The sequence below is a fragment of the Polaromonas vacuolata genome, assembly GCF_012584515.1.
Lineage (GTDB): Bacteria > Pseudomonadota > Gammaproteobacteria > Burkholderiales > Burkholderiaceae_C > Polaromonas > Polaromonas vacuolata.
The window spans coordinates 1,036,123-1,052,159 of sequence record NZ_CP051461.1; the positions used below are offsets into that span (position 1 = coordinate 1,036,123).

The window sequence follows — 16,037 nt, forward strand, 5'->3', positions numbered from 1 at the left end:
TCGCGGTTTAGAACTCGTTCAGACCGTTATGATTTGGTATGAGCTTTTTCGCCGTATTGTTTGCACTAATTATTGAACAGGCCAGACCCATGGCCCGGGGCAACTGGATTCACCTTGGTTTTCGCGCCTGGGCACGCTGGTCTAGTCGCAGCTTGGATGCGGGTAAACCGCAGCACGGCTGGCTGGCTTGGAGTGTCGCCGTGCTGCTGCCGGCGTTGTTAACTCTCGCGATTCATTGGCTGTTACTCAGCTTTAGCATATTGCTGGCTTTTGCCTGGAGTGTTGCTGTGCTTTATGCAACTTTGGGTTTTCGCCAGTTTAGTCACTACTTTACGGATATTCGGGATGCGCTTGACGTTGGTGATGAAGCGCAAGCGCGTGAGTTGTTAGCGCAATGGCGTCAGGTCGATGCCAGTGAGTTACCGCGCAGCGAGATCGTACGCCATGTGATTGAGTACTCTGTGCTTGCGGCGCACAGACATGTGTTCGGCGTTTTGCTTTGGTTTTCTGTGCTTGCCGCGCTGGGTTTAGGCCCGGCTGGCGCGGTTCTTTATCGCCTGAGTGAATTTGTTTCACGTTACTGGGCTCACAAAGCGGCTTCATTAGCCGTATCCAGCGATGTCGCTAGCCCAGCTTTGCAAACGGCCGCTACGCGTGCTTGGGGTGCGATTGACTTCTTACCCGCTCGCGCGACTGCGCTAGGTTTTGCTGTAGTCGGTAGTTTTGAAGAGGCGATAGATTCTTGGCGCACGCATACTCAGCGGTTTGCTGCGGATTCACCGGCCGCCAGCGCCGAGCGCAATGACGGCGTGATACTGGCGGCGACCTCTGGTGCAGTCAATGTCCGCTTGGGTGGTCAGGCGCTAAAGCCAATAACTTTTACTTTGATTGCGGATGAGTCCGGTCTTGTTGACGGCTCTCAAGCTGAGGCGACCGAATCTAGTCCGGGCCGTGCACCAGAGCTAGCCCATTTGCGCAGCATTGTCGGGCTAGTTTGGCGCTCAGTAGTGCTTTGGATGATGCTTCTCGCCCTGTTGACGTTGGCGCGCCTATTGGGCTAGTGGCTGGAACCGAATTTAATAGCGGGTTTGTGACAGGTCTTCAAACAACTCGCCATAAAGTCGGTAGCGCGCCGCGCTAATACTGCTGGGCAGACTTTTGATTTCATTGATCACGCCACAGCCTGGCTCATGCAGATGAGTGCAGTTGTAGAACTTGCAGTTCTGCGCATGGCGCTTAAAGTCTGGCATCAGATTTGCCAATTGCATGGGTTCTATGTGATTAAGGCCAAACTCTTGAAAACCCGGTGAATCAATCAAAGCCGTGCTGCGCGCCGCATCCACCCAATACAGCGTGGTGCTAGTAGTCGTGTGCTTGCCAGAATTAAGTGCCTGAGAAATCTCTGCGGTCAGTATCTTGGCTTGCGGTATCAATAGATTGGTAAGACTACTTTTACCGGCACCAGAAGGGCCTAAGACTAATGTTTTTTTACCTTGTATCAGCGCCATCAAAGTGTCGGTTTGTGCTTGGTTGGCGTCGCCGGTATCGGTCTTGGGTTTGATGGCTAGCGACAGCATTTCGTAGCCCATGTTGCGGTAGGGCGCTAACTTGGTCCAGCCCCGGCCAAAGGGTTCAGTCAGATCGCTTTTATTCAAGGCAATGATAGGTTTGATACGTGCGGCTTCGGCCGCAATCAGTGCGCGCGTGAGTTGGCTTTCTGAGAATTCAGGCTCTGCCGCTATCAGTATCAAAACCTGATCTAAGTTGGCGGCAAAAGACTTGGTGCGCATTTCGTCTTGGCGATAAAAGACATTGCTGCGCTCGTCAACTTTTTCAATCGTGCCTTCGTCCTGCGACGGCAGCCAGCGGACATTGTCGCCCACCAAGGCTTGGCCTTTTTTGCCACGTGGGTGGCAAATTACGCGCTTGCCGTCTTCGGTCTCTACTAGCACATGGCGACCAAAACCAGCGACCACCAGACCCGTTAAGGTGCCTGGCAAGCTGGCAGCGGCGCGTGGTTCCCGCTTGCTCAAGAGAGCAGGGCGTCAACTTTCGACGCGCAGAAAAAGTCGCTAATGCTAAGGCTTTTGAAATCGTGGGTGCAAAAGCGCAGCGTGCATTTTGAGTAACTCACTGCCAGGTCTGGGTGGTGATTTTCGGTATTGCAGATATAGGCTACTGCGTTAACAAAGCCTATGGTTTCATGAAAATTTTTGAAGTTAAAACTTTTCTCCAACGCGCCATCTATCAGTAGCCAGCCCATCGCTTGCTCGCCATTGAGTTTGCTCAATTGGGTGACGATTTCGGTGGCGCTCAAAGCGTGTCGGTTTTGATGGATGGGGTTCATAGTGAGCGGCTTTCGGTCAGTAAATTCATGCGTGCCATCCGCTCTGATGCGGGTGGGTGGGAATAATAAAATTTCACAAACAAGGGGTCTGGTGTGAGGGTGCTGGCATTGTCTTTGTAGAGCTTTAGCAGCGCGCTTTGCAGATCACGACTATCGGTCTGCGAGACCGCATAAGCATCGGCTTGAAACTCGTCTTTGCGAGAGAGCTGCGCAAACAGCGGGGTAATAAAAAAGCTAAACAGCGGCAGCACCAGCATAAACAGTAGCAAGGCGATTGCGTCGTTGGCACCAGCAAGGTTTGGTAACACGCCTAAACCGGTGTAGAACCAGACTTGCGTCGAGAGCCATCCCAGTAGCGCAAAGCCGACAAGACTGAGTGCAAACATTGACGCAATGCGTTTGATGATGTGTTTGTGTTTGAAGTGGCCTAACTCGTGAGCCAGCACAGCATCGACTTCTGCTGGGTTGAGTTGATTCAGCAAGGTGTCATAAAAAACCACCCGTTTGGCCGCACCAAAACCGGTGAAGTAGGCATTTGCATGGGCTGAGCGACGGCTGCCGTCCATGATGAATAAACCCTTGGCTTCAAAGCCGCAGCGCTGCATCAAAGCCGTGACACGAACTTTTAAAGATTCGTCGTCTAGCGGTTTGAACTTGTTGAAAAGCGGCGCGATTAGCGTCGGGTAAAGCACCAGAGCCAGTAAGTTAAAGCCCATCCAGGCGGCCCATGCCCACAGCCACCACAAGCTGCCTGTGCTGCCCATAATCCAGAGAATAAGGGCTATCACCGGCAGGCCAATAATGGCACCGACTAAAGTTGATTTGACTAAATCGCCCAGCCACAACTTGAAACTCAGCTTGTTAAAGCCAAAGCGCTCTTCAATCACAAATGTTTTATATAAAGAGATGGGCAAATCGAGTAGTCCACCGATTAGGCCAAACGCTGCCAAGAGTGCAATTTGTGGAATCAGACTGCCATAGTTGCTGAGCGGCGAAGCCAATAGGGTTTGGTTCAGCGCGTCAAGTCCGCCCAGCAGCGTCCAACCTAGCAGCAAGGCCGCACCAATCGCCATTTCAAGTAAGCCAATGCGCGCTTTGGTAATGGTGTAGTCCGCGGCTTTTTGATGCGCTTGCAGCGAAATGGTCGCAGCAAAAGCTTGAGGTACCTCGCCGCGGTGCTCTGCCACATGGCGAATTTGGCGTGAGGCTAGGTAAAAGCGCACCAGCAGACTGAACACCAGCGCTGCGCAAACCAATAAAGTGAAAAGAAAGGGGTAATCGTTCATGCGACCAGTTTATTCGATCAGCGAGAATACCTGCATGTTAGATACCGAAACCACACTTAAAAAATCCGATCAAAATTTGGTCTGGCTAGACTGCGAAATGACCGGGCTTGACCCGCAAAAAGAACGCATCATAGAAATCGCCATTATTGTTACTGGCCCGCAACTCACGCCGCGTATTGAAGGCCCAGTGTTGGTGATTCATCAGTCCGACGAATTACTCGCTCAAATGGACAACTGGAATAAGGGTACGCACGGTCGCAGCGGCTTGATCGAAAAGGTCAAACTCAGCAACGTGACCGAGCAGGATGCAGAAGCACAGATATTGGCTTTTCTCGCGCTTTACGTGCCCAAGGGTACTTCGCCTTTGTGTGGCAACACGATTAGCCAAGACCGGCGTTTTCTGGCGCTTTACATGCCTAAGCTGGAAGCCTTCTTGCACTACCGCAATGTCGATGTCAGCACCTTTAAAGAGTTGGCTAAGCGCTGGAGTCCAGAGGTCTACACCGCGTTTAAGAAGAATCAACGCCATACCGCGCTGGCCGATGTGAATGAATCCATTGATGAGCTTGAGCATTACCGAACACATTTTTTGAAATAGACGTGAATTTGCCTTTAAAAACCAAACATGCCAATACTTTGGTTTTAATGAATGGCGGATTCAAGCTTGAAGTGCAACCGTATGCTGATAGGACTCTAACTGTTCCATAAAAACCTGATGCGGCGTTCGATACCCTAAACATTTTCTAGGACGATGATTGAGCCTGTGCATCGCTAAAGCAATGTCATCGTCGGTTATGCAATTAAAGCGCATCCCCTTTGGGAAAAACTGGCGAATCAAACCGTTCATATTCTCGTTCGCCCCACGCTCCCACGAGGCGTATGGATGGGCGAAAAAGAAATCTGCACTCAGCGCAGAAGCTATTCGTTCATGCTGGGCAAATTCCTTGCCGTTATCAGTCGTGAGAGTGTGCACGCAATGAGCGAACGGTTTGAGTAAAGTGATTAACGCGTCCCCTACGGCTTGCGCTGTTTTGAATGGCACGTGGAAAATTATTGAATAGCGAGAGACACGCTCATTAATCGTCACTAGTGCTTGCTTCTGCCCGGCACCAATCACCAGATCAGCCTCCCAGTCGCCAAAGCGCGCACGCTCAAGCACGATGTCGGGTCGCAGTTCTATTGAGACCTGGTGAGAGATGGTGCCGCGCCGTTCACGGCCACTGCTGCGTTTTTTTCGCGTCTTCTGGCAACGCAGTGTTTTATGCAAGGTGCCGCCCGCGCGTTTGTCAGCGTAGATGTACTGGTAAATGCTCTCATAGCTAACACCGGGTTGGTGGCTAGCTTCGAGGTGGCCGCTGATTTGCTCGGGGCTCCAAGCCTCAGCCAACTTTTCCTCCACTACAGCCCATGTCGAGTCAGCAACTCTAGGACTATTGGCGCAGGCAAGTCTACGTTCTTGGGCTTTGTCATTTGCCTGCTTAGGGCGATAGCCTCGTAGACCGCGGTTACGACGCAACTCACGGCTGATGCTCGATTTATCACGGTCCATCATTTTTGCAATTTCACTTTGATTGAAGTTTGCTTTGACGAGGATTGCAATCTGGTAACGTTCGTCACGGGTGAGGTGTGTGTAAATCATTCTGGGCAACTTTGACTTGGTAGTCGGGAAGCTTGGATGCTCTCACATCTCACCCACCCGTACGGTTAATTTCAAAGTTGCACTTCAGACTTGAATCCGCGAATGCTTTTCCTTAAATTGATTTCAATTAATTATTAGTAGAAACCCGTAAACCGTGCCATAATCTAAGACTTGCAGAAAAGCACACAGTGCATTTGCAATTATTTGTACATCTACCTCACACTTTTGGACCCTGAGAACAGGGTCAACGCATCAGGCAAATTTTTCTAGCCCGATTCGCATATTCGTTTGATGGTTGATGTTTTATTAACCATGAACGAAGCCCTTCGCGCAGCGGGGGGTGGAGTTTCCTGTCCCCATCATTTAATTGGGCGCGCAGGGGATTAGTGAGAAAAAAACATGACTGACTCTTTTGAGGCACGTGGCGAAGTTTCGTCCGACGCTATTACTGACAATATTTCCGACAACAACATGAACGAGAATTTCTCGCTCACCGTTGCCGATCTGACGCTGGATTCCTCCGACGTCGATGCCAACACGGTTCCTGACTTTATCGACGCCCCTGAAGGCCAAGTAACGTCACTAGACGCAGTTGCCGCAGAGCCAAACGGCTTTGTCAAACTTGGTCTGGCCAAAGAATTGCTGCAAGCTGTAGCCGACATGGGTTTCACCCAGCCGACCGCTGTTCAGCTCGCCACCATCCCTAAAGCCATGCAGGCCTTGGATGCTGAAAACAAAGACCCTAAAGCCAAATTCACCGACTTGCTGGTCTCCAGCCAGACCGGTAGCGGCAAAACTGCGGCCTTCTTGCTGCCAGTGTTGCACACCTTGTTGATGCAACAAGAAGAAGCTGAGCGCACCGAGCGTGCTGAGTTCGAACGCCTCAGTGCAGAAGCTATTGCCCGCGGCGAGTCCCCAGCTAAAAAGCCAAAGCGTAAAGACCCAACCAATACGCGCAATTTCAAAGCCGCCACACCCGGCGCCCTGATTTTGTGCCCAACCCGCGAACTGGCTCAGCAAGTTTGTGCCGACGCGATCGACTTGGTGCGTCATTGCCGCGGTCTGCGCGTTGCCAACGTTGTCGGTGGTATTCCTTACCAGTTGCAAATTGCAAAACTGCAAAACGCCAATTTGGTAGTTGCCACACCAGGTCGTTTGCTTGACTTGCAGCGCAGCATGCAAATCAAACTCGACCAAGTTCAGTTTCTCGTGGTTGACGAAGCCGACCGTATGCTTGACCTCGGCTTTGCCGATGATTTGACCGAAGTCAATCAGCTCACCATTGAGCGCAAGCAGACCATGATGTTTAGCGCTACCTTCGCGCCGCGCATCATGCAACTGGCTACCCGCGTAATGCGTCAGCCACAGCGCGTCGAGATCGATTCGCCGCACGAAAAGCATCTCTCAATTACTCAGTCCCTGCTGTGGGCCGACAACATGGCGCACAAGCGCAAGTTGCTCGACCACCTGCTGCGCGACACCACCATGAACCAAGCCATCGTGTTTGCTAGCACCCAAGTCGAGTGTGACGGTCTGGCTAACGATTTGGTGCAAGAAGGCTTTAGCGCCGTTGCATTGCACGGTGCTTTGAGCCAAGGTTTGCGCAATCGCCGCTTGATGGCTTTCCGTGACGGTCGGGTTCAGATTTTGGTTGCTACAGACGTCGCTGCCCGCGGCCTCGATGTGCCTAGCATCACCCACGTGATTAACTACGGTCTGCCGATGAAATCGGAAGACTATGTGCACCGTATTGGCCGTACCGGCCGCGCTGGTCGCAGTGGTTTTGCGATTACCATCGCCGAATTCCGCGATCGTCGCAAGATTCAAGATATCGAGCACTACACACAACAAAACCTCAAAGCCAGCACCATTCCAGGTCTGGAGCCACAACAGCGTTTTGCACCGACTTCCGAGCGCCCACGTGGCAACTTCGGCGGCGGTGGTGATCGCGGTCGTAGCGGCGGCGGTGGCGGCGGCGGTTATGCCGGTCGCAAGCCATCATTTGGCGGCGGCGGTAGTGGTGCAGGCGGCGGCTTTGGTGGCAACCGCGGCGGCGATCGTGGCAATGACCGTGGCGGCGAGCGTAACTTTAACGACCGTGGCGGTGACCGTCCACAGTTCCAAGGTCAGCCACAAGGCAACTTTGGTGGTGGCGATCGCAATTTTGCTGACCGCGCACCGCGCCGTCCTGATGACCGCAATTTCAATGCACCGCGCAACGAAGGCTTTGCACCGCGTAATGAAGGTTTCGCACCACGTAACGAAGGCTTTGCGCCTCGCAATGAAGGTTTTGCACCACGCCATGATGGTGGCCGCAACGAAGGTCGTAACGAAGGCTTTGCACCGCGTGCCGATTTCGCTAACCGCAAGCCAGCATTCTCACCCCGTCCAGCCGGTAAGGTGTTTGTGCCCCGTGATGCAGCCAAGAAAGCCGGTGGCGGCAAGTTTGGTAAGCCTTCACGTGACTAAGCTCTGCGCATTGTGATCAATTGGGTTTTTCAAGCCCGTTTGAATAAATACTAAAAAGCCGCTGCAAACCGAAAGGTCTGCAGCGGCTTTTTTTATGTCTAGGTTTTTGCCATTCATTTCTTTGTTGCTCGCTTTCTTCACCCTTATGGATCGAGCAGTTTTAAATGATTTCTCTAAATCTCTTGAGGCATGCGAACTTGACGCGTTGGTGAGATGTTTGCGAGCTGAAGTGATGACTCAGTCCGAACACCGTGAAGTCATTTTTGAGGTGTTCAAGCCGATGAGTGGTCTCACTTTCGACCGCTCAACAGACAGGTATTTGAGCGCCTGAGGTTTAGCCCGTGGACGCAGGCTTGATTGCCAACGCCAGCATAGTGGCCCAGTTTGAAGACTTCATGCAACGTGAAGAGTTGTAAACAAAAACGATTAGCTTTAATCAGCTTACACATGCTCGTCATAATGTGTTTGATCACTAAACCGCTAGCTCTGCTTTGGTAAACCAAAAGCGTAGGTTCGGATTGCTGGGCAGACGTTACAAGAACACAGTAAAACTAAGGTATTGACAATGAAGCAATCAGCAGAGATTTGGAATCCTGAGTGGCTAGACAGTATGTATAACAATCGTGCGCTTGTGCCCGATCATGCTGATTATTTCAAACGCTGGGGCGAGGATTCGCATCACGCACGCAAGTCCTTAGTCTGCACCTTAGACCAAGCCTATGGCGATGGACCGGCTGAAAGTCTTGATATTTTCCCTGCCGCTGCACCCGACGGTTCACCGGTTCCCGAAGGCGGTGCACCGGTTCTAGTGTTTATCCACGGCGGCTATTGGCGCTCATTGGATAAGGCCGATCATTCCTTTATCGCGCCGGCATTCACTGCGGCTGGCGCTTGTGTGGTGATTCCCAATTACGCGCTTTGCCCAGCCGTGACGATTCCAGAAATCAGCCTCCAAATGGTCAAAGCACTGGCTTGGACTTGGCGCAATATTGCCGACCATGGTGGCAACCCAAGACGCATTACTGTGGTGGGTCACTCAGCGGGTGGTCATCTCGCTGCAATGCTTCTGGCCTGCCAGTGGATGACCTATGCGATAGATCTGCCGTCTGATGTATTTCGCTCGGCGCTGTCGATTTCTGGCGTGTTTGATCTTGAGCCACTGCGGCATACGCCATTTTTAAAAGACTCTCTTCAACTCACGCCCGAGCATGTGTTGAAAGCTAGCCCAGCTTTGCTGCCGCGGCCGCGCCGCAAAACGCTTTACAGCGTGGCCGGTGGTGCTGAGAGTGCAGAATTTCTGCGCCAGAACCGTTTGATCCAAGATGTCTGGGGCCGTGTGACTGTGCCGATTTGTGGCGCGCTGGCCGATCTGAATCACTTTAGTATTCTTGACGCTTTAATAGAGCCTTCCCACCGACTGCATGAGCTGGCGCTGGAGTTGCTGGGGTTGGATAAACCGGTGTATGAAGAGCCTGAGTTGAGCCAGCCAGAACTGGTCTAAACTTTTTTGACGCTAGTGCCAGCAAAGGCACTAGTTTCAAAAATTTTTTTTGCAGTCAACGCACTTAGCGCAATAGGCGCCAAAACTACATACGCAAATGTGCACCGGAATTATCGCCACCTAAAATCACATAGTCGACCTTGCGAATATCCATTAGCTTTTTACCGCCAGAGTAGCTAATTGCGCTTTGCACGTCCTCTTCCATCTCACGTAGCGTGGCTTTTAGAGTGCCTTTGATGGGTTCTAAAATTCGCTTGCCTTCGACGTGCTTATATTCGCCTTTGTTAAAGTCCGATGCGCTGCCGTAGTATTCTTTAAACAGTTGTCCATCGACTTCCACCGTCTTGCCCGGGCTTTCTTCTAGTCCCGCCAGCATTGAGCCAATCATCACCATGCTGGCACCAAAGCGCACCGACTTGGCGATGTCACCATGCTCACGAATACCACCATCGGCGATGATGGGTTTGGTCGCCACGCGGGCACACCATTTGAGCGCAGAGAGTTGCCAGCCGCCGGTACCAAAACCGGTCTTCATCTTGGTGATGCAAACCTTGCCCGGGCCAATGCCAACCTTGGTCGCATCCGCGCCCCAGCTCTCCAAATCAATCACCGCTTCTGGCGTTCCTACATTGCCGGCGATGACAAAAGCGGTGGGCATTTTCTGCTTGAGATAGACAATCATTTTTCGCACACTCTCGGCGTGACCGTGGGCGATGTCAATCGTGATGTAGTCCGGCACTAGGCCTTCTGCGAGCATGCTGTCGACGCAGTCGTAGTCGGGTTGTTTGACGCCCAGTGATATAGAGGCATAAACACCTTGCTCACGCATTTGACGCACGAACTTAAGGTTATCTAAATCAAAACGATGCATGACGTAGAAGTAACCGTTTTGAGCCATCCAAACGCAAAGTTCTGCGTTAATCACAGTCTTCATATTCGCCGGCACTACCGGTATGCGAAAAGTGCGGCTGCCTAGCTCGACGCCGGCATTACATTCAGCGCGGCTTTCTACTATGCATTTACGCGGCAGTAGCAAGATATTGTCGTAGTCGAAGATTTCCATTTTTGAGTCCCAAGCTTTTTTAAAAAACTGTTGATGAACAGAAGGCACTTGGACTGCACCGGTTTTTTTTGGGCAAAAAAAACCGGGCGCAATTGCTTGGGCCCGGTATCCGAGTGTAGGGCCTAGTGCTGGTCATCGTTATGGGTTTTTTTGTATAGCCTTTAGTGGTGAATCCGGCTTATGAATTTGGCCAGCGCTGCTTTATAAGTTGACTATTTATTATTCATAAGTATGCATATGAGTCGGGAGCTTAATTGTTCAGCGTTGTTTTGGCTTTCTCCGCCGGCTCCGCCAAATCTTCGCAAGCCGACTGCGCCGCCATCACCACCTCACCGGCAGAATTTTCAAGCCAGCCTATGACCCGCAGCTGCTCTGCATTTGCGCTGCCAGCTACGCTCATGACACGCGACTCAAAACGTCGGCCTGCTGGCGCGTCTGAGCTGAGCGCTGCATCATTCCCGTTCCAAATCACTGCAATGGAATTGCGCACTAAGTGACGTGCCACTGGCGAGCCCTCAGTGCCCGCCGGCAAGGTTTCAACCAGCGCCAGCCAAGCAGTCAGTGCTTGATCGGAGTTTGCCTTGACCGCGGGTTTAAATTCAATCGAAGCGCCCAAATAGCCCGTCAATGCCAAGCCATGGGCCACGCGCAAACTTGCACCAGCTAACGGTTTGACTTCTTTCAAGCTGTTGTCCGTCTGGGCGGGTACGGCAAGTTTTAATGCCTGTAAGCGGTCCAAACTTTCGATGCCAGCGACGGCCGATAAAGCCGCTGCATCACCGCTAGCGCCCGGCACCACCCAGTCCAGCACAGCTTGGCCGGGCTTGGCTTTGAGCGTGCTGGGGTCTTGCCAGCAGTTCTCACATTCGGCGTTGATAAACCGTTCCAACAGCTGCACTGGCGCGGCTTGGCCATCACTGGCGCAAAACCCTTGCTGCTGTGCGTTAGCTTGTGTCATGGGCGCTAGCAGTGCTAGACAAATCAAACCCGTAGTGGGTGATAAAAAACACTGCATAAATTCTTTCATCGGGACTTTCTACAATGGGGAGATGTTCCAAGATGAATCGTCCAACTCCCCGCTTTTGCAAAACCTCAACCCAGAGCAACTCGCTGCCGTCACACTACCGGCAACCCACGCTTTAATCCTCGCGGGTGCGGGCTCGGGTAAGACCCGTGTGCTCACCACGCGAATTGCTTGGTTGCTGCAAACCGGTCAGGTCTCGCCCGGCGGCATACTCGCTGTGACCTTTACTAATAAGGCTGCCAAAGAGATGCTCACGCGTTTGACGAGCATGTTACCGGTCAATGCACGCGGCATGTGGATAGGCACCTTCCATGGCCTTTGTAATCGCTTTTTACGCGCCCATTACAAGATGGCAAACCTGCCGCAAAGCTTTCAGATACTCGACACTCAAGACCAACTCTCGGCGATTAAACGCTTATGTAAGCAGTTTAATATCGACGACGAACGCTTTCCGCCTAAACAGTTAATGTGGTTTATCGCCGCCTGCAAAGAGGACGGTCAGCGCGCCAAAGACGTGCCGGCGCGGGATGAAGAAGCACGTAAAAAAGTCGAAATTTATGCGCTTTATGAAGACCAATGCCAGCGCGAAGGCGTGGTGGATTTTGGTGAGCTGATGCTGCGCAGCTACGAGTTGCTACGCGATAACATCTCGGTGCGCGAGCACTACCAGCGCCGCTTTCGGCATATTTTGATAGACGAGTTTCAAGACACCAACAAACTGCAATATGCGTGGATCAAGATGCTGGCCGGCCAAGGCCCACACGCACCAAGCGATGCGGCCGCCATACCGGGTGGTTCTGTGATTGCCGTCGGCGATGACGACCAAAGCATTTACGCTTTCAGGGGCGCAAGAGTCGGCAATATGGCCGACTTTGTGCGTGAATTTAGCGTCACGCATCAAATTAAGTTAGAGCGCAACTACCGCAGCTTTGGCAATATTTTGGATTCGGCCAATCAGCTGATCAGCCACAACACCAACCGCTTGGGTAAAAACCTCAGTACTGATGCTGGCCCGGGCGAGCCTGTGCGGGTTTATGAATCGGTGAGTGATTTTGCCGAGGCGCAGTGGTTTGTCGATGAGGTTAAGCAACTGGTGGCCGATGGCACGTCGCGCAAAGAAATCGCACTTTTATACCGCAGCAACGCTCAAAGTCGGGTCATGGAAACGGCGCTTTTTAACGCCAGCGTGCCTTACCGCGTCTACGGCGGCTTGCGCTTTTTTGAGCGCGCTGAAATTAAGCACGCATTGGCTTATCTGCGCTTGCTAGAGAACCCCAACGACGACACCAGCTTTATGCGTGCGGTGAATTTTCCACCGCGCGGCATAGGCGCGCGCAGCATTGAGCAATTGCAAGATATGGCGCGCAGCTCGGGCTGCTCACTGCATGACGGTGTCAGCGCAGTTAGCGGTAAGGCCGGTACTAATTTGCGCGCCTTTGTCGCTAAGCTCGATGTGCTGCGTGAGCAAACCAGCGCCATGAGTCTGCGTGAAATCATAGAACTGGTGCTCACGCACAGCGGTTTAACTGAGCATTACAAACTCGAAAAAGAAGGCCAAGACAGACTGGAAAATCTCTCTGAACTGGTTAATGCTGCTGAGTCTTTTGTCAGCCAAGAAGGCTTTGGCCGCGACGTGGTGGCGTTGCCGGTTGATGAATTGGGTAACTCCATGCGCAGCCCAAATTTAAATCAATCGCCAGCCAGCCAAGGTCTAGATGCTAATTTTGAAATTCTCGATGAAACCTTGCCTGAGTTACTCGCACCCGATAGTGAAACCGGTGAGACTTTAAGTCCCTTGGTGGCTTTTTTAACCCATGCAGCGCTAGAGTCTGGCGACAACCAAGCACAAGCCGGACAAGATGCGGTGCAACTCATGACCGTGCATTCGTCCAAAGGTTTGGAGTTTGACTGCGTGTTTATCACCGGCATTGAAGAAGGCTTGTTTCCGCATGAGAACGCCATGAACGACGCTGGCGGTTTAGAAGAAGAGCGGCGCCTGATGTATGTGGCGATCACGCGTGCGCGCAAGCGTTTGTACTTAAGTCATTCGCAAACTCGGATGCTGCATGGCCAGACTCGCTACAACCTTAAAAGTCGATTTTTTCTAGAACTGCCCGAATCGGCGCTGAAGTGGATTACGCCAAAAAATCCTGGTTTTTCTTCTGGTTTAGGTGCCAGCAGCAGTTGGGAAAAACACAGCGCCAGCGGCAAGCGCAGTGACTGGGCCAGCAGTGTTTTTTCTGGCCGAGCCGAGCAGGCCGATCAAGGCCCAGCCGCCGCAAGCCAGCGCAGTGCAGCGGCGGCACACGGACTGAGAAATGGCACGCAAGTCTTTCATGCCAAGTTTGGTGAAGGCAAAGTCTTGATGCTAGAAGGCAGCGGAGACGATGCCAGAGCGCAAATTAATTTCCCTAGACATGGCGTGAAATGGTTGGCCTTGAGTGTGGCGAAATTAACGATTGTTTAAGCCTTGAAGCCGAGTTAATAACGCCTGCTATCACTCGACCTTCAAGGCAGGCTACGCGAGTAAATCGCCATGGCCTGAATCTCTTCATCCGTTAAAGAGCGTGCTGCACTGGCCATGGTGCCGTCCATGCCTGCGCGTTCGCCCGAACGAAAGTTCTTTAATTGCTGGGTGAAGTAGTCACTCGCCTGACCGGCTAGTCGCGGCACGTGTTTTTGTCCTTCTAACTTCGCACCATGACAGGAGGCGCAAAACTGCTGCTGCGCAATCTGCTGCCCACGTTCAAGCAGCGCGGTCTCGCTACCGGAGTGAGCTGGTGGCGCTGGCAAACTCGCATACCAAGCGGCGATGTCGCGCATATCTTGATCGCTCATATTCGCCGCAATCGCCTGCATCGCGTCGCTTTTACGTTGCTGGTTGCGAAACTGAATCAACTGATAAAACACCGACAGCGGTGGTTGCGCCGCCAGATGCGGTGTGCCGGCCATGCTGGAGATACCCTCTGCACCGTGGCAACTCACGCACAGCTGCGCTTTGAGCTTGCCCGCTACTGCGTCTGGCGCGGCCCAAGTGGGACCGCTCAGCACAAGGCTCAGCAGCATAACTGCCAAGCCTTGAGTCGTCTTAAAAATTTCAGTCAATCTCATTTAATCGCTGACACCCGAAAGATTGCGCCGGCTACATCGTCAGACACTAACAGCGAGCCATCTTTAATCACTTGCACATCGGCAGGTCGACCCCAGAAGTCATCTTTTTGAATCCAACCCGTGACGAAAGGCTCTTTCTTGACCACATTGCCTTTGTCATCGAGCACTACGCGCATGACTTCATAACCGGTCTTAACCGTACGGTTCCACGAACCGTGTTCAGCAATAAAAATATTGTTTTTGTACTCAGCTGGAAACTGCTTACCCGTATAAAAACGCATGCCTAGCGCAGCTACATGGGGGCCTAGCTTGGTGACTGGTTTGTCGAATTCATCGCAGGAGCGGCCCTTGCCAAACTCAAGGTCAAGTAAATCGCCTTGGTGGCAAAACGGATAGCCAAAGTTCATGCCTTTGTGCGTAACGCGGTGCAAAGTGTCGTTGGGCAAATCGTCGCTGACCCAGTCGCGTGCGTTATTGGTAAACCATAACTCGCCGGTGACCGGGTGAAAGTCCATACCCACGCTGTTGCGCACGCCTTGGGCTACGGTTTCTAGAATATTGGTTTTGAGGTTTAAGCGAACAATCACAGCATGTGTGACCGGTTGCACGGTGATGTTTGCGGGTGTGCCAATCTGAAAATAAAGATAGTTGCCGTCTGGACTCAAGCGCATGAATTTCCAGCCATGTGCTTCGTCTTTTGGCAGTGCATCGAAAACCACTACTGGTGTTGGCGGCTTGTCCAGATTCGCTTCAATGTTGTCGTAGCGAAGGATGCGAGAAAGTTCAGCCACATACAGCGAGCCATCTTTAAACGCCACACCGTTTGGGCGGTGTAAGCCCTTGGCAATTACCTTGACTTCGCGTTTGCCGTCTTTCTCAACCACGGCGTAAACACTGCCTGGAAAGCGTGTGCCGACAAACAGCGTACCCGAAGGTGTCTGCACCATGGAGCGTGCGTTAGGCATGCCCGAGGCCCAAAGTTCAACCTTAAAACCGGCTGGAACTTTTAGTGAACTGGTCGGGATTTCATCGGCCGGCATGGCGAAAATGCCCGGTGGATGCGGCACTAAATTCATGCTCAGTTGCTCTGGCGTGCGGCCTTGAGCCCAAGTTGGCGGAATGGCTGCCGCAGCGGGTGCGGCGACTGCGGTTTGGGCCATCACTGGACTGGCTAGTGACATGCACACGGTCATTGCAGTGCAGTACAGCGTGCCGATCAAAAATCTTTTTTTCATATTGTCTCCATCCTTAGGTGACTAATTAAATGCTTAATTTGAAGGTTTTAAAGTCACCTCTGAGACTAGGGTTAACACGTAATATTGGCTTCTTATTGTGGGCGTGAAAATTGCCAAAAAATGTGTTTTGTGAGTTGCTCATAAGTTACGTTTAATGCAGGGTCTTTGTCTTTTTTTTTATAAATTGATAAGGACTTTAGAGTTGTATTTCTTGTGTTTAAAAATGCTGAGAATCGTGGTTGAAATTTTTTTCTCTTTCGCTGCTCCAGCAAATGCATGAAATTGCTTGTGGGTGCGGCGACTACACTCGGTCGATGATTTCTGCAAGCCATGCTGCCAACCTATCTCTTAACCAGACTTTT

The 16,037-nt window shown here is 52.0% G+C and carries 13 protein-coding genes; 5 read left to right on the forward strand and 8 right to left on the reverse strand.

All coding sequences use genetic code 11. The annotated features are described in order from the left end of the window. The first annotated feature begins 38 nt into the window (after window positions 1-38). Window positions 39-1,061 (forward strand): CobD/CbiB family protein, encoded by a 1,023-nt coding sequence (locus tag HC248_RS04905; protein WP_168921534.1) that lies wholly within the window; start codon window positions 39-41, stop codon window positions 1,059-1,061. Window positions 1,062-1,076: 15 nt separating this feature from the next. Here HC248_RS04905 and rsgA read toward each other — a convergent pair whose 3' ends face one another. From rsgA to HC248_RS04920, 3 genes are read right to left on the reverse strand one after another with little or no spacing between them, the layout of a single operon-like run. Further along, window positions 1,077-2,033, reverse strand: coding sequence for a ribosome small subunit-dependent GTPase A (rsgA, locus tag HC248_RS04910; protein WP_238342720.1), 957 nt, complete (start codon window positions 2,031-2,033; stop codon window positions 1,077-1,079). Next, window positions 2,030-2,347, reverse strand: coding sequence for a 4a-hydroxytetrahydrobiopterin dehydratase (locus HC248_RS04915; RefSeq protein ID WP_168921535.1), 318 nt, complete (start codon window positions 2,345-2,347; stop codon window positions 2,030-2,032). The genes rsgA and HC248_RS04915 overlap by 4 nt, the downstream gene beginning before the upstream one ends. Beyond that, on the reverse strand, window positions 2,344-3,633 hold the full coding sequence (locus HC248_RS04920) for a M48 family metallopeptidase (protein WP_168921536.1): 1,290 nt from the start codon (window positions 3,631-3,633) through the stop codon (window positions 2,344-2,346). Before HC248_RS04920 ends, HC248_RS04915 begins: the two co-directional genes overlap by 4 nt. 34 nt (window positions 3,634-3,667) lie before the next feature. Between HC248_RS04920 and orn the strand changes: the two genes are divergently transcribed. Then, window positions 3,668-4,231 carry an oligoribonuclease gene (gene orn / locus HC248_RS04925; protein ID WP_168923675.1) on the forward strand — a complete coding sequence of 188 codons (564 nt, stop codon included), beginning with the start codon at window positions 3,668-3,670 and terminating at the stop codon, window positions 4,229-4,231. Between the two features lie 60 nt (window positions 4,232-4,291). On the opposite strand, the gene HC248_RS04930 is transcribed toward orn, so the two are convergent. Next, the gene (locus HC248_RS04930) at window positions 4,292-5,272 is read right to left on the reverse strand and encodes an IS30 family transposase (RefSeq protein ID WP_168920864.1); all 981 of its coding nucleotides are present in this window, start codon (window positions 5,270-5,272) and stop codon (window positions 4,292-4,294) included. A 399-nt stretch (window positions 5,273-5,671) separates the two neighbouring features. Here HC248_RS04930 and HC248_RS04935 point away from each other — a divergent pair, with 399 nt between their 5' ends. Both HC248_RS04935 and HC248_RS04940 read left to right on the forward strand, forming a co-directional pair. Next, entirely contained in the window at window positions 5,672-7,741 is a 2,070-nt protein-coding gene (locus HC248_RS04935; protein ID WP_168921537.1) for a DEAD/DEAH box helicase, read from the forward strand. Window positions 7,742-8,306: 565 nt separating this feature from the next. Beyond that, complete coding sequence (locus HC248_RS04940; RefSeq protein ID WP_168921538.1) at window positions 8,307-9,242, forward strand: alpha/beta hydrolase; 936 nt, start codon at window positions 8,307-8,309, stop codon at window positions 9,240-9,242. Between the two features lie 85 nt (window positions 9,243-9,327). Here HC248_RS04940 and HC248_RS04945 read toward each other — a convergent pair whose 3' ends face one another. Beyond that, the gene (locus tag HC248_RS04945; protein ID WP_168921539.1) at window positions 9,328-10,305 is read right to left on the reverse strand and encodes a GMP reductase; all 978 of its coding nucleotides are present in this window, start codon (window positions 10,303-10,305) and stop codon (window positions 9,328-9,330) included. 250 nt (window positions 10,306-10,555) lie between these two features. Then, window positions 10,556-11,263, reverse strand: a complete 708-nt coding sequence (locus HC248_RS04950; RefSeq protein ID WP_168921540.1) for a hypothetical protein — start codon at window positions 11,261-11,263, stop codon at window positions 10,556-10,558. Window positions 11,264-11,354: 91 nt separating this feature from the next. On the opposite strand from HC248_RS04950, the gene HC248_RS04955 reads away from it, so the two are divergent. After that, window positions 11,355-13,796 (forward strand): UvrD-helicase domain-containing protein, encoded by a 2,442-nt coding sequence (locus HC248_RS04955; RefSeq protein WP_168921541.1) that lies wholly within the window; start codon window positions 11,355-11,357, stop codon window positions 13,794-13,796. Window positions 13,797-13,837: 41 nt separating this feature from the next. Here the strand turns inward: HC248_RS04955 and HC248_RS04960 are convergent, their stop codons facing one another. Together HC248_RS04960 and HC248_RS04965 are read right to left on the reverse strand one after the other, a co-directional pair. Continuing rightward, the gene (locus HC248_RS04960; protein ID WP_168921542.1) at window positions 13,838-14,440 is read right to left on the reverse strand and encodes a c-type cytochrome; all 603 of its coding nucleotides are present in this window, start codon (window positions 14,438-14,440) and stop codon (window positions 13,838-13,840) included. After that, on the reverse strand, window positions 14,437-15,675 hold the full coding sequence (locus HC248_RS04965; protein ID WP_238342721.1) for a PQQ-dependent sugar dehydrogenase: 1,239 nt from the start codon (window positions 15,673-15,675) through the stop codon (window positions 14,437-14,439). Before HC248_RS04965 ends, HC248_RS04960 begins: the two co-directional genes overlap by 4 nt. Window positions 15,676-16,037 lie beyond the last annotated feature (362 nt).